The organism is Streptomyces sp. NPDC007875 (assembly GCF_042868035.1).
In the GTDB taxonomy this organism is placed as follows: Bacteria; Actinomycetota; Actinomycetes; order Streptomycetales; family Streptomycetaceae; genus Streptomyces; species Streptomyces antimycoticus.
In genome coordinates this window covers 68082-87316 of sequence record NZ_JBIADZ010000011.1, presented here as the reverse complement: position 1 = coordinate 87316, position 19235 = coordinate 68082, and the positions used below count along the sequence as shown (strand labels likewise).

Genomic DNA, 19235 nt, shown 5'->3' with positions numbered 1-19235 from the left:
TGGCCCGTGCAACTGGGAGCGGAGGCAGGGGGAGACCATGGCCGGCGAGAAGGAGCGGGCGCAGGAGCAGTCCTTGCGCTTCACCGTGCTCGGACCGGTACGGGCCTTTCGGGGCGAGGAACAGCTGAGCACCGGATCACCGCAGCAAAGAGCCCTGCTCGCTGCTCTGTTGCTGCGCGGCGGGCGCACCGCCACCGCCCCCGAACTCGTCGACGCCCTGTGGGGCGACGATCCGCCGGACGCCGCGATCGCGGCGCTGCGCACCTACGCCTCCCGGCTGCGCAAGGCGTTCACCCCGCATTCGGACATCCTGGTCAGCGAATCGGGCGGCTATGCGGTCCAAGTGGGCCTCGGGGCCCTGGACATCGACGTGGCCGAGAGCCTGGCGGCGGAGGCGGAGAAGGCCCGGCACTCGGGCGACCGGCTGCGCGCCCATGAGCTCATCGGCCGGGCACTGGACCTCTGGGACGGCGAGGCCCTGGCCGGGCTGTCGGGGCCCTACGCCACGACCCAGCGCGCCCGCCTGTCGGAGTGGCAGCTCGTGCTCACCGAGACCAGGCTCGATCTCGACCTTGAGCTGGGCCACCACACCGAGGCGGTCTCCGAGCTCACCGCGCTCACCGCCGCCCATCCGCTCCGGGAGCGGCTGCGCGAGCTGCTCATGCTGGCGCTCTACCGCAGCGGCCGGCAGGCCGAGGCCCTGGCGGTGTACAACGACACCCGGCGGCTGCTCGCCGAGGATCTCGGCGTGGACCCCTGCGCGGAGCTGTCCGAGCTGCATCAGCGCATTCTGCAGGCGGATGCCGAGCTGGCGGTCCCGGTGGACGACCGCACGCACGCCGGACCCAGCTTCGTACGCCCGGCCCAGCTGCCCGCGACGGTCGCGGACTTCACCGGCCGGGTCGCCTTCGTCGAGGAGCTGAGCGATGAGCTCGCCACCGCCGAGGGGCGTGTCATGGCCGTGTCAGCCGTGGCCGGAATCGGTGGGGTCGGCAAGACGACGCTCGCCGTGCACGTCGCCCACGCGGCCCGCGCCCACTTCCCCGACGGCCAGCTCTATGTCGACCTCCAGGGCGCGGGCCCGGTGCCCGCGGAGCCCAACGCGATCCTGGGCGCCTTCCTGCGCGCCCTCGGCACCCCGGACAGCGCGATCCCCGAGGGCGTCCACGAGCGCGCCGCGCTCTACCGCTCGATGCTGGACGGCCGCCGGGTGCTCACGCTGCTCGACAACGCGCGCGACGCCGCGCAGGTCAGGCCGCTGCTGCCCGGTACGCCGGGCTGCGCCGCGCTGATCACCAGCCGGACCCGGATGGTCGACCTGGAGGGAGCCCACCTGGTCGATCTGGATGTGATGAGCCCCGAGGAGGCGCTGGTCCTCTTCACCCGCATCGTGGGCGCGGAGCGGGTCAGTTCGGAGCGCGACGCGGCCATGGACGTGGTGGCGGCCTGCGGCTTCCTGCCGCTGGCCATCCGGATCGCGGCCTCCCGGCTGGCCTCGCGCCGCACCTGGACCGTCTCCACACTGGCGCGCAAGCTCGCCAACCAGCGCCGGCGGCTGGACGAGCTGCGGGCGGGCGACCTGGCCGTACGGGCCACCTTCGAGCTGGGCTACGGCCAACTGGAGCCGCCGCAGGCCCGGGCGTTCCGGCTGCTGGGGCTGGCGGACGGCCCCGACATCTCGCTCGCCGCGGCGGCCGTCCTCCTGCAGCTGGACACCTTCGACGCCGAGGAGCTCCTGGAGTCCCTGGTCGACGCCTCCCTGCTGGAGTCCGCGGCGCCCGGCCGCTACCGCTACCACGACCTCGTACGGCTCTACGCGCGTGACCGCGCGGAGCGGCACCAGTCGGCCACGGAACGCGAGGCGGCGCTCTCCCGGCTGCTGAACTTCTACCTCGCCACGGCGGCGCGGGTGTACGCCATGGAGCGGCCGGGCGACCGGTTGGGCGACCACCTGGCCCCCGCCGACCACCCCGGCCTGGTCTTTCCGCATCAGGACGCCGCCTTGGACTGGCTGTTCACCGAGGCCGACTGCCTGCTGGCCTGCGCCCAGCAGGCCGCCTCCGGCACCACCCTGGGCCGGGCGGCGGATCTGCTGCTCGCCGCCATGGACCTGGCCGAATCCGGTGCCAACGCCCCGCGCTACGAGGCCGTCGCCCGCGTCGTCAGCGAGACGGCGCACACGGTCGGCGACACCCGGGCCGAGGGCCGGGCCCGCACCTGCCTCGCCAAGGTGCGCAACCTCACCGGCCGGCTCGAGGAGGCCGACGCGGAGGCGGAGCGTGCCCTGGCCCTGGGCTCCACGGTCGAGGACCACGTGACCATGGGCCGCGCCCTCACCGAACGCGGCATCATCGCGCACCTCAGCCGCACCCGCTGGGATGACGCGGAGCGGCATTTCCTCCGTGCCATCGACGCCTACCGGGCCGTGGACGACCAGCCCGGCGAGGCCAGCGCGCTGTGCAACCTGTCCCGTGCGTATGTGGAGATGGGCCGCATCGACAGCGCCGTGGACCTGGCCCGGCAGGGCGTGCGGATCTACGGGAGCCTGGGGCGCACCCTGCGCCTGGCCAACGGTAAGTACGCGCTGGGTATCGCCCTGACCGGGTCCGGAAGCCTGACGCACGCGCTGGAGCAGCTCACCGAGGCCCTCGGCCTCTTCCGTGAGCACCGCCAGCCGCTCTGGGAGGGCATGACCCACCAGCGGATGGCCGAGGCGCATCTGTCCATCGGGCGCCCGGCGGAGGCCGCCACCCACGCCGAACAGGCCCTCGCCCTGCGGGGCATCGGGGGTGAGTGGCGCCGGGCCATCGTGCTGACGCTGCTCGGCAAGGCGCTGCTGGAGCTCGGTCAGAACGAGCGCGCGGATGCCTGCTGGCGTGAGGCGCTGTCGATTCACGAGCGGCTGGGAGCACCGGAGGCAGAGGACGTCCGGGGGCTTCTGACCCCCGCGACCGCGGCATAATCGCGCGTCCCGCCGACCGTTCATCAATCGTTTATCGCCGTCCGGGAGTCTTAGTACCGGTCGACCCGTCCCCGCGGGGGGCAGACGGGTCGGTTGCGAGGTCACACCGTAAGGTGGGCGGCCCTTTTGAGACACCTGTCCGGCGACCCACGGGGGAGTCGCCGGGCGGGTGTCAACGGGCCTCTACCGACCAGAGCATCCGATGGAGTTGATCGTGACGAGCACGGACAAGAAGCCCCAGTCCGACACCTACCGGCCACTGGAGGCCGACCCGGCGACCCTCACTTCTCAGGACGAGGGCCACACGCCGGCGCCGCCGCAGGTGACCACCCAGGGCGAAGGCCACACGCCCGCCCCGCCACAGCTGATCACGCAGGGGGAGGGGCACACGCCGGCGCCTCCGCAGCTCAGCACCATGGACGAGGGCCACACACCGGCGCCGCCGCAGCTGATCACGCAGGGGGAGGGGCACACGCCGGCGCCTCCGCAGCTCAGCACCATGGACGAGGGCCACACACCGGCGCCGCCGCAGCTGAGCGCCGAGGGCGAAGGCCACACTCCCTCGGCACCCCAGTAGGAGCACCACGGAACGTCGTTCGTATCCACCAGGTAACCGCGGGGCCGATGTCGATGACGCGGAGGGGACGTCATCGGCGTCGGCCCCTCTGTGCGGGCGCCTCCGGACGAGCGGCTCCTCGCACCACGGGCGGGCCCCCTTTCCGCCAAGCTTCGACCACTTCCGGCCAGATGGCCGAACACACGTACCCCTCTTTGTTAATTTGCAGTACAAAATAGATAATCACCCCCCGTATCGGAGGAACCGGAATGACTCGTGCCACAAAGGGCATTGCGACCTTGATTATCGCGATAGGTGCCGCGGTCGGAGCCACAAGCCAGACAGCCGCATTCGCAGCTGCAAGCGATAGTCACACCCCTATCGTCGGCGTGGACAGTAGCGAATACGCCACTGCTGCCACCCCGGCCCCGCAGGGCGAGGGCCATGCCCCCACCAGCCCGCAGTAGGCGCGGCAAGACGACTTATGAAGACCGAAGGGGCCGGGCGAACATGCCCGGCCCTTTGGTGATGCCCGGCCGCGCACGCCTTGACCCCGCCATGGCCGGGGGGTTTCGGGATGCGGCTGAGATCGGGGGCGGGTGGCGGCTGACGGCCTTACGAGAGTGACCGGCCCGCGCGCAGCTCGGCCTTGAGGACCTTGCCGCTGGCGTTGCGCGGCAGCTCGGCCAGGAACACCACCTGCCGCGGCACCTTGTAGTTGGCCATCTCCCGGCGCGACCAGGCGATCAGGTCGTCCGCCGTCAGCGTCGAGTCCGGGCGGCGGACCGCGTACGCCTTGGCCACCTCACCCAGGCGCGCGTCCGGGATGCCGACGACCGCGACGTCGGCCACATCGGGGTGGCGGGCGATGAGTTGCTCGATTTCGGCGGGGTAGGCGTTGAAGCCGCCGACGATGAACATGTCCTTGATCCGGTCGGTGATGCGCAGATTGCCCTGCTCGTCCATCACCCCGACATCGCCGGTCCGCAGCCAGCCGTCGGGGGTGATGGTCCGGGACGTGGCGATCGGATCCTCGAAGTAGCCGGGGGTGATGTGGTACCCGCGGACCCAGACCTCGCCCGGCAGCCCCGGGGGGAGTTCGCGTCCGGTGGGCTGGGCGATCTTGACCTCGGTGTCCGGGATCGCGCGGCCCGCCGTGCCCGCGATGACCTCGGGCGGATCGCCACGGCGGCACATCGTGACGGTGCCCGACGCCTCCGTAAGACCGTACGCCGTCAGGACGGTCGCGACCCCGAGTTCCGAACGCAGCCGTTCCACCAGCTCCAGCGGGACCACCGCGGCGCCGGTGACGACCAGGCGCAGCGTGGACAGGTCGTGCGCGGCGCGGGACGGGTGATCGAGGAGCGACTGGTGGAGGGTGGGCGGGCCGGGGAGGACGGTGATGCGTTCGGCGGCGATGTTGGCCAGGGCGGTCTCCACGCTGAAGACCGGCTGCGGCACCATCGTGGCGCCGCGGCTCAGACAGGCGATGATGCCCGCCTTGTAGCCGAAGGTGTGGAAGAACGGGTTCACGATCAGATAGCGATCGCCCGCCGCCAGCCCCGTGATCTCGCTCCAGGTGTCGAAGACGCGCACGGTCTGGAAGTGCGTGGTCACCACGCCCTTGGGCCGGCCGGTGGTGCCGGAGGTGAAGGTGATGTCGGACGGGTCCGTGGGGCGCACCGCCTCCGCCCGGGACCGGACCTCCTCCGGCGATACGGCGTCGCCCAACGCCAGGAAGTCCTTCCAGGTGCGGAAGTCCTCCGGGCCGTTGTCGGCGAGGACGACCACCTCCCGCAGGTAGGGCAGGCGCGGCAGGGGGCCGTGGCCCGCCCCGTCCCCCGCCGCCCGGCGCAGCGACGCCACATACGAGGTGCCCAGGAAGGTGCCGGTGATGAACAGGTGCGAGGCCCGGGTGCGGCGCAGCACATACGCCGCCTCGGCGCCCTTGAAGCGGGTGTTGACCGGGACCAGCACTCCGCCCGCGGTGACCACGCCGAGCGCCGCCACGATCCAGTCGGTGGTGTTGGGCGCCCAGATCGCGGCGCGGTCGCCCGGTTCGAGGCCCGAGGCGACGCACGCGGCCGCGGCGCGTTCGATCCGGGCGCCGAGCTCGGCGTACGAGATCCGGGCCCGGCCCTCGACCACGGCCTCGGCCGGGCCGTACCGCTCGACCGCTGCCCGGATCAGGGCCGGGATGGTGTTCCCCTGTGCCATCCGTTGCATCGGACCGCTCCCCTCCCCGGAACCCGGGACGGACGACCCCACTAGCTGACTACCCGTCAGATTAGCGGTAGCCTTCCCCGCTGTCAGCACCGGTGAACGCGACCACGGAGGCGGCCATGGGGGCGACAAGGGCAACGGCGGGGGCGACCTTGAAGGACGCGACGGCGATAGTGGGCATCGGGCAGACCTCCTTCGCCAAACGCCTCCCCGAATCCGAGAAGACCCTGGCCTGCCGGGCGATCCTGGCCGCGCTCGACGACGCCGGCATCGCCCCGTCCGAGGTGGACGCCTTCGCGTCGTACACCATGGAGGAGACCGACGAGGTCGAGGTCGCCAAGGCCATCGGCGCCGGAGATGTGACCTTCTTCAGCAAGGCCGGCTACGGGGGCGGCGGTTCCTGTGCGACCGTCGCGCATCTGGCCGCCGCGATCGCCACCGGACAGGCGAGCGTGGGGGTGGCCTGGCGGTCGCGCAAACGCGGCAGCGGGCCGCGCCCCTGGACCAATACCCGGGTGCAACTGCCCGCCCCGGCCCAGTGGACCCGGCCGTACGGGCTGCTGCGCCCGGCCGATGAGATCGGGCTGCTGGCCCGGCGCTATATGCATGAGTACGGCGCGACCCGCGACCACTTCTTCAATGTGGCGCTGGCCTGCCGCAACCGGGCCAATCAGAACCCCGCCGCGATCATGTACGACCGCCCGCTGACCCGCGAGATGTATATGACCGCGCGCTGGATCAGCGAACCCCTCTGCCTCTTCGACAACTGCCTGGAGACCGATGGCGCGCTGGCCTGTGTGGTGGTGTCGGCCGAGCGGGCGCGCGACTGCCGGCAACGGCCCGTGTACGTGCACTCCGCCGCCCAGGGGCTGCCCGCCCAGCACCACGGGATGGTCAACTACTGGAACGACGACCCGCTCACCGGCCCCTCCTGGACCGCCGCCCGCCGACTGTGGAAAACCGCCGACTTCGGGCCGCAGGATGTGGATGTCGCCCAGATCTACGACGCGTTCACCCCGCTGATCCCGCTCTCCCTGGAGGGCTACGGCTTCTGCGCCCGCGGCGAGGGCGCCGCCTTCACCGAGGGGGGCGCGCTGGAGATCGGCGGACGGCTGCCGCTCAACACCGGCGGGGGCGGCCTCAGCGAGGCGTACGTCCATGGCTTCAACCTGATCACCGAGGGGGTCAGACAGCTGCGCGGCACCGGCACCGCCCAGGTCCCCGGCGCCACGACCTGCCTGGTCACGGCGGGTGAAGGGGTTCCCACATCGGCCCTGCTGCTGAGGAGTTGACCGACGCCATGACACAGATGGACACGACGGCTGACACGACAACGGACACGACGGCTGACACGACGACGGACACGACGGCTGACACGACAACGGCCGCGAGCGACGGAAGCGAAAGGTCCGACGGGCTGCTGGCGCCCATGCCCGACGAGGACGGGGCGCCCTTCTTCGCCTACGCGGCGCGCGGCGAACTGCGCGTCCAGTGCTGCGCCGGCTGCGGTGAACCGCGCTTCCCGCCGCGGCCCTGCTGCCCCCACTGCCAGTCCTTCGACTGCCTGTGGAAAAAGTTGAGCGGCCGTGGCCGGATCTGGTCGTACGTTCTGCCCCATCCCCCGCTGTTGCCCGCCTACGCGGCGCAGGCGCCGTACAACGTCGTCCTCGTGGAGCTCGCGGACGCCCCGCGCATCCGGCTGGTGGGCAATCTGGTCGCCGCCGCGGACGCCGCGCTGAACTCGGTCCCGCCGGAGCGGATCCGCATCGGCGCGCCCGTGAAGGCCGCCTTCCACGCCACGGACGGCGGGCTCACGGTGGTGCGCTGGCTGCTGGAGCGGCCATGACGATCCGCACGCGGGTGGAGGAGAGCGGGGTCGCGGTCGTCACCCTCGACCGGCCCGAGCGGCACAACGCCATCGACCTGGAGACGGTCGGCGAACTGACGGCCGTATGGCGGCGCTTCCGCCAGGATGACGCGGTCCGGGCGGTCGTCCTCACTGGCGCGGGCGGCCGGGCCTTCAGCACCGGCATCGACCGCTCGGTGGAGGTCGCGCAGCCGCCGTCACCCTACGCGATGGACGATCCGCTGCGCACCGTCGGGCCCAAGGCGAACGACCTGTGGAAGCCGGTGGTCGCGGCGGTGGCCGGAATGGCGTGCGGCGGGGCGTTCTATCTGCTGGGCGAGGCCGAGTTCATCGTCGCCGACGAGACGGCGGCCTTCTTCGATCCGCACACCAGCTATGGGATGGTCAGCGCCTACGAGGCCGTCTATATGGCGCAGCGGATGCCGATGGGCGAGGTCGCGCGGATGGCGCTGATGGGGACGGCGGAGCGACTCTCGGCCCGGCGGGCGTATGAGACGGGCCTGGTCAGCGAGGTGGCCCCGGCCGGCGAGGCCCTTACGGCGGCCGTGCGCGCCGCGTCGGTCATCGCGTCGTACCCGACGGAGGCGGTGCAGGGGACCGTAAGGGCGCTATGGGCGGCGAAGGAGGCGGCGCTGGCCCAGGCGCTGGCGCAGGCCCCGCAGTTGATCGCCCTGGGCAATCTGCCGCCGGGGCGCCAGGCCGCGCTCTTCGCGGCCCGTACGCCCGGCTTCCGTACGCGGTGAGCCCACCGGCCCCGGATCGGCTCGGGGCCTCAGGTGGAGCTCGGGTACTTGAGCGCCGAGGTGACCTTGCAGGTGAAGGAGGTCTGCTCGGTGAGGTAGCGGTACGAGGTGGCGCTGAGGGTCTGGCTGCTGCCGGATGCCACGGTGACGGACTTGTAGTCGGATCCCAGCAGGCTGCCGCCGCTCTGGTTTTCCCACTCGATGGTGATCGAGTAGTGCATGGACTGCGTCTCGGGGTTCCTGAGGTTGAGGGTGTACTGGAACGAGTGGGTCGACTCGTCGTAGTCGCAGCCGGTCGCGGTGATGTCGTTCGTGCCGTCCGAGTTGTAGGTGGGCGGCGCGGAGTAGGTGTAGGAGGGCGTGGGGGCCCCGTACGACGGCACGTCGAGGTCGGAGGGGACTCCGCTGGGCAGGTCGGTGGGGAGGTCGGTGGGACCGGACGCCGGTTTGTCGCCGCCGCTCCCGCCCGAGACGAACCCGCCGAGGCCGCTCTCGTGGCTTCGGCCCTTCTTCCCACAGCCGGTCAGCGCGATGAGCCCGACCAGGGCGACGGCGAATATCCGCATGGAGCGGCGTTGCATGGCATTACCCCCGTTGAAAAGACACATTCAAGCCAGCCAGGGCTGGTTGACAAGTGCACGCCACCCTAGCAACGGGTTTTTGCTACCCCAAAGTCACCTACACGCGCGCCCGGCCCGGCTCTCAGAGGACGGAGACGACCTCACACCGCACCACGGTTCCCGACACCGAGGGATCATCGAGCGGCACCCGTACGGTCCTCGACTTCCCTGCGGGGACCCGCACATCGGCGCGCCCGGAGGTCAGGGTCGAGCCGTCCCGGTCCTGGAAGCTCATGTCGACGAGATAGGTGTCGGCCGCGCCCGAGCGGTTGCGCACCTTCACGGTCGCCGCCGGACGGCCGTTCTTGTCCTTGCCCGCGCAGATGACGACGGTCGCCTGGGGCTCGTTGGACGACGCGGTGCCGCCCGAGGAGCCGCTGGACGCGCTGTCGCCGTAGTCGTCATCGTCGTAGTCGCGGTAGCGGGAGCCGCCGGAGCCCGAACCGGTGGTGGAGCTCTCGTCGTCGGAGTCCGAGTAACCACCGGAGCCGGAACTGGAACCGGAGCCCGACCCCGAGTGGTGCGAGGAGGAGCTGGAACAGCCGCCTCCGCCACCCCCGTGGCCATGGCCACGCCCCTTGAACCCGGTCAGCGCCACCAGCACCACGGTGAGCACGGCCGCCAGCCGTAGACCACGCCGCATCATCACAGACCCCGTCCCCCGAAGACCGCGCAGAGAGTTACCCATCGACCTCCCGGCTCCCAGGAGGTCGATGAACGCCCGCAACCGTAGCAGGAATTGTCAGGGACACAGCCCGCGACCAGCCGCCTCGACGCGTCACCGCGCCGCCCCCGGGGATCGGTCAGGCCCGGCCGCCCGACGGCCGGGACTGGCCCGTGCCCTTGACCGCGTCCAGCGCGTAGACGCACCGGTCCTTGCTGCACGCGTACACCACACCCCCGGCGGCCACCGGGGACCCGGTGATCTCGCCGCCGGTCGCCAGCTTCCAGCGCAGCTGTCCGCCCGCCGCGTCCACCGTGTAGAGACAGTGGTCGGCCGAGCCGAAGTGGACCCGGCCGTCGGCGACCACCGGCGAGCCGATGACCTCGCCGCCCGCCGCGAACCGCCACTTGGGCGTGCCGGTGACCGCGTCGAGCGTGTAGAGCGCGCTGCCGCTGCCCAGATGGACCGAGCCGTCGGCCACCAGCACCGGCTCGATCGCCTGCCGGGCCTCGGTGGCGATACGCCAGCGGTCGCGGCCGTTCGTCGCGTCCAGCGCGTACACCGTGCCCAGATAGTCGGCGATGTAGATGCCGCCGCCGGTCACCGCGGGCCCCGGCGCGTACGCGGGGGCGCACAGGAAGACGGCGGGCGCCTCGAAACGCCACCGCACATCCCCTCGGGCGGCGTCGAGCGCGAGCACCCGCGTCCCCGCCGAGACGTAGACCACCCCATCGGGCGCCGCGAGCAGCCGCAGCGGCACACCGCCGCACGAGGCCGCGTCGCCCACCGGATACGACCAGCGCTCCGCGCCGGTGCGCGCCTCCAGGGCGCGCAGCCGCGCGTCCGCCCACACATACACCGTGCCGTCGTGGACGGCCGGGCCGGACTCGGGCGTCTCGAAGTCGGTCTGGAGGCCCTGCATCTCCCACAGCAGCTCGCCGTTGGCCGCCTCCCACGCCTGGACGCCACCGCCGCGCGTCCCGGTGACGACCGTGCCGCGGTCGACCTTGAGGGAGTAGACCCAGCCGTCGGTCGACAGCCGCCAGCGCTCGGCGCCGTCCTCAGCGTCCAGCGCGTACAGCGTGGGGCCGTCGGAGGCGTGGATACGGCCGTTCTCCACGGCCATCGCCCACGCCACGTCGCGGGTCTTGAACTGGCGCCGACCGGTGGCCACATCCAGCGCGTGCACCTCGAACGAGGTCACATACAGCAGATCGCCCGCCACCGCCGGGGTGCCCCAGACGTCGTTGGACATCCGGAACCGCCACGGGCGCCAGCGGCCGTGCCCGGCTCCTCCGGCATGCGGCTCGGGCGGCTCGGCCGGCGGGGAGTGGGTCGGCGGCGGGACGGCGGCCGTGCCGTCGCCTCCGTTCAGCCCTCCGGTGGTCACCCCGGCGGGCGGGCGCACCCAGCCGGTCGCGGGCCCGGTGCCGTGCTGCGGGTCCCGCGCCTGGTCGGCCCGGAGCCCCGGGCCGATCGGCACCTGCGAACCGGGCAGCCGCACCGACCCGTCGGCCCCGGCGGGCGCCGGAGCGGGCGCGGCGGCGGACGGGGCGGCGTGCCGCCCGGGCCCGATGGAGCCCAGCGCGCTCGGCGGGCTCGCGGCCTCCGGCGCACGCAGACCCCCGCGCGGATCGCCCACGCCCACGGGCTCCCAGCCGCCCGCACCCGCGGGCCCGCCCGCGGCCGCGCCGTGCCGCCCGCCATGGCCCTCCGCGGGGCCTCCCGCGGCGGGGGCGTACGAGGGCGGCGGCGTGGGCGGACGCTCCGGCGGAAGCGGCGCGGACGGCCGGCTGCCGTCGTTCGCGGCGTGCCCGGCGACCCCGGGACGGCCGCCTCCGGACGCGGGCCGGGTGGAGCCGCGCACCTGGTTGCGGCCGCTGCGCTTGCGCTCGATGAGCGCGACGGCGCCGGGCGGCAGCCAGGCCGAGGCCGTACCGCTGTCGTCGGCGTTGGACGCGAACAGATGCGGGGCAAGCTGGGACTGCAGATCGGCCGGGGACGGCCGCCGCTCCGGCTCCATCTGCATGCACGACTCGATGAGCGGCCGCAGCTCGTCGGGCAGCCCGGTCAGGTCGGGGCCCTCGCGCAGCAGCATGAACACGGTCTCCACCGGGTTGGCGCCGTGGAAGGGCGCGTGCCCGGTGGCCGCGAAGGTCAGGGTCGAGCCGAGCGAGAAGATGTCGCTCGCGCCCGTCACGCTGCGTGAGTCGCGCGCCTGCTCGGGCGACATATAGGCGGGGGTGCCGACCGCGACGTTGGTCATCGTCAGCCGGGTGTTCGAAACACCGGAGGCGATACCGAAGTCGATCACGCGCGGGCCGTCCTCGACGACCAGCACATTGGACGGCTTCAGATCCCGGTGGACCAGGCCCGCGCCATGGATGGACTGCAGCGCCTCGGCCACCCCGGCCGCCAGCCACCGCACCGCCTGGGCCGGCATCGGCCCGCACTCGTTGACGATTTCCTCGAGGGAGGGAGCCGGCACATAGGCCGTGGCCAGCCATGGCACCGCGGCGCGCGGATCGGCGTCCACGACGGCGGCCGTATAGAAGCCGCTGACCGCACGGGCCGCCTCCACCTCACGGGTGAACCGGACACGGAACAGCTGGTCCTCAGCGAGCTCGGTCCGGACCGTCTTGATCGCGACCCGTCGGCCCGATGCCGAGCGGGCCAGATAGACCAGCCCCATGCCGCCCGCGCCGAGACGGCCGAGCACCTCGAAAGGGCCGATCCGCCTCGGATCGTGCTGCGTCAGCTGCTCCACCACTTGCCTGCCACCTCCCCGTGGGGGCTTGAAAAAATACAGCCCCGTGCAGCGTCTCACCGACAAACCAACCGGCGGCACGCATCCTGCATTCTCTCTGGCGAAGGCGGCGGTTGCGAACCCGGGGGCGAATCGTCGTGTCATCGGGCGATACGGAGCCGGGGACCGTCCGGTTCGACCGAGGATCATCCAAGTGCCCTCAGGCCCGTATCGCCCAGTTCTCCGGCCGGGGTTCAGCCTGCCGTCGAGGTGTCGATGACGGCGAAGGCCGCGCCCTGATTGTCCGCAAGAACCGCGAAACGCCCGTACGGCGTATCTTCGGCGGTCTTGAGAACTCGCCCGCCCAGCCTGTGGGCCGTGCGCAGCGTCCGATCGCAATCCGCCACCACAAAGTACGTCAGGAAGTGGGCGGGCAGAACGGCCGGGTACTCCTCGCCGATCACGACGCGTCCGCCGATCGCGTGACGGGGGTCCGGGGGCTCTCCGCGCGGCGTCCACAGGACCAGGTCGGCCGACGCACCCTCGGCGGAGGGCTCCATCCCGTACCCGAAGACCGCCCGGTAGAAGGCGTCCACGGCGCGCGGCTGACGGGTGTGGACCTCGGTCCAGCCGTACGAGCCGGGCCCGCCGCGCCGTCCGAAGCCGGTGTGGCTGCCCGCCTGCCAGATCCCGAAGACGGCGCCGCCCGGGTCGGCGGCCGTCGCCATGACGCAGAACCGGTCGATCCACACCGGCGGGGTGATCACCCGGCCACCGGCCTCGCGGATCCGGGCGGCGGTCGCGGCGGCGTCCTGGGCGGCGAAGTAGATGTTCCAGACGGTGGGCATCCGGCCGTCCGGCTTGGGGACCAGCCCCGCGACCTCCTTACCGTCGAGGAGGGCACGGGTGTACGAGCCGTAGTCCGTGGCGATCTCCTCAAAGGCCCAGCCGAACAGCTCACCGTAGAAGCGCCGGCCCGCCGCGAGGTCGGACAGCAGCACATCCGCCCAGCAGGGCACGCCTTCCGCGAATGCCGCCATGGTCCGGGTCCTCTCGCGTCCCTCGGTCCTCGGAGTCGGTCATCGGAACTCGGCCCTGGGGCTCGATCCTGGGGCTCGGCCCTGGGGCTCGGCCCTGGGGCTCGGCCCTGGGGCTCGGCCCTGGGGCTCGGCCCTGGGAGCTTACGCACAGCCCGTTTGGAGATACTTGGCGCGGGTTTGGAGCCGCTTTGCTCGTTTGCCTCACTTGCCACGCTAACGGGGGATCGCCCGGTCTGCTCGCCCCGGAACTCGAAATATTTGGCCAATCCTTTTCGCACCAAGACGGATCCGACCGCGTCATCCACCGTTGTTATCCACAGCCTGTTGATAACACAATTCACACGTGTGGGTGAGCGGTGATTGAGGGCTTGACGACGGCGAACAGGGGCCGGAATCAGCCATTCCAGCCTGCTCGGCGAGGCTCACAAACCCTCTCATCCCGCCCTAACCCCATTTGCACGCAGCCGAATCGCGCTCCGATCACCCCTCGGTAAGCTGACGGCATGACAGGACAAGTACGCACAGTCGACGGGCGGGTGGCCGGTCGTCGCGGGCAGGCGACGCGGCAGAAGCTGCTCGACTGCCTCGGCGAGATGCTCAGCACATCCCCGTATCGAGACGTCAAGGTCATCGATGTCGCACGTAAGGCAGGGACCTCGCCTGCGACGTTCTACCAGTACTTCCCCGACGTGGAGGGCGCGGTCCTCGAGCTCGCCGAGGAGATGGCGAAGGAGGGTGCGAACCTGACCGATCTGGTCGCCGACCGCTCATGGGCGGGCAAGTCCGGCGCGGCGGCGTCGGAGGACCTGGTCGAAGGGTTCCTCTCCTTCTGGCGCAAACACGACGCCATCCTGAGGGTGGTCGACCTGGGCGCCGCCGAGGGCGACAAGCGGTTCTACAAGATCCGCATGAAGATCCTCAATTCCGTCACCAACTCCCTTACGGACGCCGTCAAGGAACAGCAGGCCAAGGGCCGGATCGACGAGGACCTCAACCCCGGGGCCATCGCAGGCTCGCTGGTCGCGATGCTGGCCGCGGTCGCGGCGCATCAGAAGGGCTTCCAGAGCTGGGGCGTCAAGCAGGCCGACCTCAGGCCGAGCCTGACCTGGCTCGTCCACCTCGGCGTCACCGGGCGCAAACCGCCGAAGTAACGAATCCGCACCCTTCCCCTGCCCCTACCCTCGGCCTCTCCCTGCCGGCCTCTCCACGCCGACCGCCCGGCCGAGCCCGCACGTCCTGTCACGCCGCGGCGGATCACTCCCGAGTGATCCGCCGCGGCCTTTTTGCCCCCCACCGCGGCCGCCACCGGCCATGGGGTCGCCGGGGAGGGCCTGAGGTCGCCGGGGAGGGCCGGGGAGGGCCGGGGCCCGGCCGGCGGGCGACGGACCGGCTCAGCGCTCCTCGGCGCGCTGGAGGCGGAAGAGGCGGATCTCGCGCTCCACCCGCGACTGATAGCTCGCGTACGGCGGCCAGAAGGCGAGGGCCGCCGCCCAGGCCGCCTCGCGCTCGGCGCCCTCCAGCAGCCGTGCCCGGACGGCGATGTCCCGGCCCCGCCAGCTGATCTCCGCTTCCGGGTGCTTCAGGAGGTTCGCCGTCCACGCCGGATGGCCCGGACGGCCGAAGTTGCTGCCGATCAGGAGCCAGGTGCCGCCGTCCTCCGGCATGCAGGCCAGCGGCGTACGGCGGGGAAGCCCCGACCTCGCGCCGCGCGCGGTAAGGATCACGCCGGGCAGCATCCGCGCGCTCGGCAGCACCTTGCCGCGGGTCAGCCGGTGGACGGTGCGGTCGAAGGCGGGGATGACATGGGGCGCGACCTTGGCGAAGGCGCGGGTCGAGGACACCTTCCGGACCAGCTTCACGCCGTAACCGGCCATCAGACCGTCACCGCCTTCCGCGGCCCGTCACGCCCATCACGCCCATCGCGCCTGTCAGGCCCATCGCGCCGACTATGCCCGCCGTGGGTACCGTTCCCCCCGCGCTCGCCATGGCCGCCGTAAGGAGCGCGGTCGGCCGCACCGAAGAGTCCTTCCCGTTCCGCGGCCCGGGCCCGCAGCCGGTGGACGGGGCCGAAGAGCAGCTCGTCGGAGGCGGCCCGCTTGAAGTAGAGATGCGCCTCATGCTCCCAGGTGAAGCCGATGCCGCCGTGCAGCTGCACCGCCTCTGCCGCCGCCATGCGCTGCGCCTCCAGCGCCTGCGCGAGCGCGAGCCCGCCCGCGACCGCGACGTCCGTGCCTTCCGCGCCACCAGAGGCCGTGTCCGGGTCCTCCGCACCACCCTGGGCCGCGACCGCGCCCTCCGCGCCGTCCTGGGCGGCGGCCCAAGCGGCGTAGTAGGCCGCCGAACGGGCCGCCTGAACCGCGACGTACACATCCGCCAGCCGGTGTTTGACCGCCTGGAACGAGCCGATCGGGCGGCCGAACTGCTCACGCGCCCGTACATAATCGACCGTCCGGGCGAGGGCCGCGTCCGCTGCCCCCACGGCCTCGGCGGCGAGCACGGCCGCGGCCGCCGTTCCCACTGCCGCCAGCGCCTCCGCCACCCCGTCCCCGCTCCCGCTCCTGCTCCCGCCGCCATCCACCCCCAGCAGCTCGGCCGGTACGTTCCGCAGCTCGATGCGGGCCTGCGGGCGCGTCGCATCGAGCGCGGTCAACCGGGTGCGGACCAGTCCGTCCGCGTCCGCCGGGACGAGGAACAGCAGTGTCCGCCCACGCGTATAGCCCCCGGCGCGGGCGGCGACCAGCAGCAGTTCGGCGCTGTGCCCACCCGGCACCTGCTCCACCTGCCCGTACAGCCGCCACCCCGCACCGCCGTCGCTGTCCGGACGCGCCTGGACACCCCCCGCGCGCCCCCCACCGGCCCACGCGCCGTCCCGCGCTCCCACGAGCCCGAGCGCCTCCGGCAGCGCGCGCCCCGGCACCGCGAGCGCCGCCGTGAGGGCGCCCTCCGCGATACGCGGCAGCAGCTCGGCGCGCTGCGCCTCCGTCCCCACCGCGGCGACCAGGGGCGCGGCGAACACGGCGGTGGCCAGGAGAGGCGAGGGCAGCAGTACGCGCCCCGTCTCCTCACAGGCCAGCGCCAGCTCGGTGACTCCGCAGCCGACGCCCCCGTACGCCGACGGAAGGGCCAGGCCCGGCAGCCCGAGCGTCCGGGCGAGCTGCCGCCACAGGGCCTCGTCGTAGCCGGGCGCGGTACGGACCGCCGCCTTGACCTCGTCCGGCCCGCACCGCTCCCGCAGGAGTGTGCGCAGCGTACGGCGGATCTCGTCCTGTTCTTCGGTGAACGCGGCGTCCATCGGCGAGCACCTCCGTTTTCTGACGGGCCGTCATACTAGAGACGGGCTCCGGACTTTCCCACCCCTCCGCCCTCCTCCATGGCTAAACTGCCGGCACCTCACCACGTTCCTCCCCACTGGCTCCGCCGGAGCGCAGACCGGCGGTGGCCCTGTCCTCCGGGGCCCCTCGGAGGAGCGAGGAGGGGTGATGGACGATCGGAGCACGCAGGAGACGAGCGACGACCGATGGACCGGCCCTGACAAGTGGCAGGTCATCATTGGAGTGCTGAGCCTTCTGGTGGCGATCGCCGCTTGCGTGGGGCAGTTCCTGCAGTAATCGGGCGCCTCACGCGTGGTCCGGACGGGGCTTGTGTTCGAGGCGCGAGCACGGCCATACGGGAGAGCGTCCGGACCACCCCCCTTCCCCGGCACGCTCGCGCGCAGCACCCCCGTCCACCCCCCTTTCCACGCCCTCTTCCCCTCCCGCTCATCTGATGTACCGTCAGGTTCATGTCGCCCGCAGCGCAGCGCGCCCGTAAGGTCGCCGTCGTCGGCGTCTCCCTCTCCGACTGCGGCCGCGTCGACACGGCCACCCCCTACGCCCTCCACGCCCAGGCCGCCCGCCGGGCCCTCGCCGACTCCGGTCTGGACCGGTCGGTCGTCGACGGCTTCGCCTCGGCGGGGTTCGGCACCCTTGCGCCGGTCGAGGTGGCCGAGTATCTGGGGCTGCGGCCGACCTGGACCGACTCGACGGCCGTCGGCGGCTCCACCTGGGAGGTCATGGCGGCGCACGCGGCGGACGCGATCGCCGCCGGGCACGCCCGCGCCGTCCTGCTCGTCTACGGCTCCACCGCCCGCGCCGATATCCGCGCGGGCCGCCGCACCGCGAACCTCTCCTTCGGGGCGCGCGGACCGCTGCAGTTCGAGGTTCCGTACGGGCATACGCTGGTCGCCAAGTACGCGATGGCCGCGCGCCGCCATATGCATCAGTACGGCACCACCCTCGAACAGCTGGCGGACATCGCCGTTCAGGCGCGTATCAATGCCGGGCACAATCCGGACGCGATGTTTCGCGAACCGATCACGGTCGATGACGTCCTGAGCGGCCCGATGATCGCCGACCCCTTCACCAAACTGCACTGCTGCATCCGCTCGGACGGCGGCTGCGCGGTGCTGCTCGCGGCCGAGGAGTACGTACCGGACACGGTGAAACCCCCGGTGTGGGTGCTGGGTTCGGGCACGGCCGTCTCGCACACCACCATGTCCGAATGGGAGGACTTCACGGTCTCCCCGGCCGCGGCCTCGGGGCGGGCGGCCTTCGCACGGGCGGGCGTCCGGCCCTCGGATATCGATGTGGCCGAGCTCTATGACGCCTTCACCTATATGACCCTGGTGACCCTCGAGGACCTGGGCTTCTGCGCCAAGGGCGAGGGCGGGGCGTTCGCGGCGAAGGGGCGGCTGACGCGGGACGGCGAGCTGCCGACCAACACCGACGGTGGCGGCCTCTCCGCCTGCCACCCGGGGATGCGCGGGCTGTTCCTGCTGGTCGAGGCGGTACGGCAGCTGCGCGGCGAGGCCGGGGAGCGGCAGGTGCGCAAGACGGGCGGACGGCTGCCGGAGCTGGCCGTGGCGTCGGGCACGGGGGGCTGGTTCTGCTCAGCGGGCACGGTCGTCCTGGGCCGCGGCTGACCGGGGCCCGCGCGGGGGCTGGGACCGGATGACTGCTGGGCCCGCGCCGGTCCCGGTTCGGCCCGCCCCGGCCGTACGTACGCCCCCGCTTGCCCCGGCCCGTCGCGGGTGATCGGATGGGGAGCCGATGAGCGATGACCAGAATGAGGCCGAGGCATTCCGCGCAGTGCTGCGCGGCCTGCGCGTACCCCATGCGGACGATCTGCCGGTCTTCGACCCGGACACGGCCCCGGGCGCACCGCTTCCGCTTTTCCGGCGGTGGCTGCGGGAGGCCGCCGAGGCGGGGGAACCCGGCCCGCACACCATGACCTTGGCCACCGCGGACGCCGACCGCCGCCCGTCCCAGCGCACGGTGACGCTGCACGACGCCGATGAGCGCGGCTGGCACTTCGGCACCCATCGCACCAGCCGTAAGGGCCGGGAACTGGCTGAGAACCCATACGCCTCGCTCGCGTTCCACTGGATGCGGGCGGGCCGTCAGGTGCGCGTCAGCGGGCGGGTCGGCGAGGCCGGGCCGGAGGAGAGCGCGGCCGATCTTCGCGGCCGGTCCCCCGCGGCGCTCGCGGCGGCGCTGGCCGGGAGCGGGCGCCAGAGCGAGGTGCTCGGCTCGTACGAGGAGCTGCTACGGGCCTCCGAGGCGGCGTACGAGCGGGCCGAACGCGAACCGGACGCGACCGCCCCCACCTGGACCCTGTACGTCCTGGAGGCGGACGAGGTCGAGTTCTACCAGGAGGAGGCGCGGCGGCGGCACGTACGGCTCCGCTACCGCCGCGACCCCGGTGAGCGCGGCGGCTGGCGGCGGGAGCTGCTGTGGCCATAGGGGCGGTGCGGCCGTATGGCGGCGACCGTAAGGG

The 19235-nt window shown here is 72.4% G+C and carries 15 protein-coding genes; 8 read left to right on the top strand and 7 right to left on the bottom strand.

Going from position 1 to position 19235, the window contains the following annotated elements:
* Positions 1 to 37 precede the first annotated feature (37 nt).
* Both ACFYOY_RS23555 and ACFYOY_RS23550 read left to right on the top strand, forming a co-directional pair.
* Positions 38 to 2962, top strand: coding sequence for a BTAD domain-containing putative transcriptional regulator (locus tag ACFYOY_RS23555; RefSeq protein WP_351905519.1), 2925 nt, complete (start codon positions 38 to 40; stop codon positions 2960 to 2962).
* A gap of 214 nt (positions 2963 to 3176) precedes the next feature.
* Positions 3177 to 3539, top strand: coding sequence for a hypothetical protein (locus ACFYOY_RS23550; RefSeq protein ID WP_351905516.1), 363 nt, complete (start codon positions 3177 to 3179; stop codon positions 3537 to 3539).
* A gap of 594 nt (positions 3540 to 4133) precedes the next feature.
* On the opposite strand, the gene ACFYOY_RS23545 is transcribed toward ACFYOY_RS23550, so the two are convergent.
* Entirely contained in the window at positions 4134 to 5744 is a 1611-nt protein-coding gene (locus ACFYOY_RS23545; protein WP_351905513.1) for a FadD3 family acyl-CoA ligase, read from the bottom strand.
* Between the two features lie 170 nt (positions 5745 to 5914).
* On the opposite strand from ACFYOY_RS23545, the gene ACFYOY_RS23540 reads away from it, so the two are divergent.
* From ACFYOY_RS23540 to ACFYOY_RS23530, 3 genes are all read left to right on the top strand, one after another.
* Positions 5915 to 7033 carry a lipid-transfer protein gene (locus ACFYOY_RS23540; protein WP_388589320.1) on the top strand — a complete coding sequence of 373 codons (1119 nt, stop codon included), beginning with the start codon at positions 5915 to 5917 and terminating at the stop codon, positions 7031 to 7033.
* A 137-nt stretch (positions 7034 to 7170) separates the two neighbouring features.
* Positions 7171 to 7587: a Zn-ribbon domain-containing OB-fold protein gene (locus ACFYOY_RS23535; RefSeq protein ID WP_388589576.1), complete on the top strand. Its 417-nt coding sequence runs from the start codon at positions 7171 to 7173 to the stop codon at positions 7585 to 7587.
* Complete coding sequence (locus ACFYOY_RS23530; protein WP_388589316.1) at positions 7584 to 8351, top strand: enoyl-CoA hydratase/isomerase family protein; 768 nt, start codon at positions 7584 to 7586, stop codon at positions 8349 to 8351. Before ACFYOY_RS23535 ends, ACFYOY_RS23530 begins: the two co-directional genes overlap by 4 nt.
* A 29-nt stretch (positions 8352 to 8380) precedes the next feature.
* On the opposite strand, the gene ACFYOY_RS23525 is transcribed toward ACFYOY_RS23530, so the two are convergent.
* The 4 genes from ACFYOY_RS23525 to ACFYOY_RS23510 all read right to left on the bottom strand — a co-directional run bounded on the left by ACFYOY_RS23525 (position 8381) and on the right by ACFYOY_RS23510 (position 13421).
* Complete coding sequence (locus tag ACFYOY_RS23525; RefSeq protein WP_388589313.1) at positions 8381 to 8932, bottom strand: hypothetical protein; 552 nt, start codon at positions 8930 to 8932, stop codon at positions 8381 to 8383.
* 121 nt (positions 8933 to 9053) lie between these two features.
* The gene (locus ACFYOY_RS23520; protein ID WP_351905501.1) at positions 9054 to 9617 is read right to left on the bottom strand and encodes a hypothetical protein; all 564 of its coding nucleotides are present in this window, start codon (positions 9615 to 9617) and stop codon (positions 9054 to 9056) included.
* Positions 9618 to 9774: 157 nt separating this feature from the next.
* Positions 9775 to 12405, bottom strand: coding sequence for a PQQ-binding-like beta-propeller repeat protein (locus ACFYOY_RS23515; protein ID WP_351905498.1), 2631 nt, complete (start codon positions 12403 to 12405; stop codon positions 9775 to 9777).
* A gap of 230 nt (positions 12406 to 12635) precedes the next feature.
* Positions 12636 to 13421 (bottom strand): VOC family protein, encoded by a 786-nt coding sequence (locus ACFYOY_RS23510; protein ID WP_161560347.1) that lies wholly within the window; start codon positions 13419 to 13421, stop codon positions 12636 to 12638.
* Positions 13422 to 13924: 503 nt separating this feature from the next.
* On the opposite strand from ACFYOY_RS23510, the gene ACFYOY_RS23505 reads away from it, so the two are divergent.
* Positions 13925 to 14572 (top strand): TetR family transcriptional regulator, encoded by a 648-nt coding sequence (locus ACFYOY_RS23505; protein ID WP_078643001.1) that lies wholly within the window; start codon positions 13925 to 13927, stop codon positions 14570 to 14572.
* Positions 14573 to 14812: 240 nt separating this feature from the next.
* Here the strand turns inward: ACFYOY_RS23505 and ACFYOY_RS23500 are convergent, their stop codons facing one another.
* Together ACFYOY_RS23500 and ACFYOY_RS23495 are read right to left on the bottom strand one after the other, a co-directional pair.
* On the bottom strand, positions 14813 to 15295 hold the full coding sequence (locus ACFYOY_RS23500) for a nitroreductase family deazaflavin-dependent oxidoreductase (protein WP_351896933.1): 483 nt from the start codon (positions 15293 to 15295) through the stop codon (positions 14813 to 14815).
* On the bottom strand, positions 15295 to 16713 hold the full coding sequence (locus ACFYOY_RS23495) for an acyl-CoA dehydrogenase family protein (RefSeq protein ID WP_388589307.1): 1419 nt from the start codon (positions 16711 to 16713) through the stop codon (positions 15295 to 15297). Before ACFYOY_RS23495 ends, ACFYOY_RS23500 begins: the two co-directional genes overlap by 1 nt.
* Positions 16714 to 17202: 489 nt before the next feature.
* Here ACFYOY_RS23495 and ACFYOY_RS23490 point away from each other — a divergent pair, with 489 nt between their 5' ends.
* Both ACFYOY_RS23490 and ACFYOY_RS23485 read left to right on the top strand, forming a co-directional pair.
* The gene (locus tag ACFYOY_RS23490) at positions 17203 to 18381 is read left to right on the top strand and encodes an acetyl-CoA acetyltransferase (RefSeq protein ID WP_388589304.1); all 1179 of its coding nucleotides are present in this window, start codon (positions 17203 to 17205) and stop codon (positions 18379 to 18381) included.
* Between the two features lie 127 nt (positions 18382 to 18508).
* Positions 18509 to 19201 carry a pyridoxal 5'-phosphate synthase gene (locus tag ACFYOY_RS23485; protein ID WP_351896912.1) on the top strand — a complete coding sequence of 231 codons (693 nt, stop codon included), beginning with the start codon at positions 18509 to 18511 and terminating at the stop codon, positions 19199 to 19201.
* Positions 19202 to 19235: the final 34 nt, after the last annotated feature.

Coding starts and splice junctions, on each gene's coding strand:
- ACFYOY_RS23495 (WP_388589307.1), bottom strand. CDS start 16,713: ATGGACGCCGCGTTCACCGAAGAACAGGACGAGATCCGCCGTACGCTG.
- ACFYOY_RS23545 (WP_351905513.1), bottom strand. CDS start 5,744: ATGCAACGGATGGCACAGGGGAACACCATCCCGGCCCTGATCCGGGCA.
- ACFYOY_RS23485 (WP_351896912.1), top strand. CDS start 18,509: ATGAGCGATGACCAGAATGAGGCCGAGGCATTCCGCGCAGTGCTGCGC.
- ACFYOY_RS23520 (WP_351905501.1), bottom strand. CDS start 9,617: ATGATGCGGCGTGGTCTACGGCTGGCGGCCGTGCTCACCGTGGTGCTG.
- ACFYOY_RS23510 (WP_161560347.1), bottom strand. CDS start 13,421: ATGGCGGCATTCGCGGAAGGCGTGCCCTGCTGGGCGGATGTGCTGCTG.
- ACFYOY_RS23530 (WP_388589316.1), top strand. CDS start 7,584: ATGACGATCCGCACGCGGGTGGAGGAGAGCGGGGTCGCGGTCGTCACC.
- ACFYOY_RS23535 (WP_388589576.1), top strand. CDS start 7,171: ATGCCCGACGAGGACGGGGCGCCCTTCTTCGCCTACGCGGCGCGCGGC.
- ACFYOY_RS23505 (WP_078643001.1), top strand. CDS start 13,925: ATGACAGGACAAGTACGCACAGTCGACGGGCGGGTGGCCGGTCGTCGC.
- ACFYOY_RS23500 (WP_351896933.1), bottom strand. CDS start 15,295: ATGGCCGGTTACGGCGTGAAGCTGGTCCGGAAGGTGTCCTCGACCCGC.
- ACFYOY_RS23555 (WP_351905519.1), top strand. CDS start 38: ATGGCCGGCGAGAAGGAGCGGGCGCAGGAGCAGTCCTTGCGCTTCACC.
- ACFYOY_RS23490 (WP_388589304.1), top strand. CDS start 17,203: ATGTCGCCCGCAGCGCAGCGCGCCCGTAAGGTCGCCGTCGTCGGCGTC.
- ACFYOY_RS23525 (WP_388589313.1), bottom strand. CDS start 8,932: ATGCAACGCCGCTCCATGCGGATATTCGCCGTCGCCCTGGTCGGGCTC.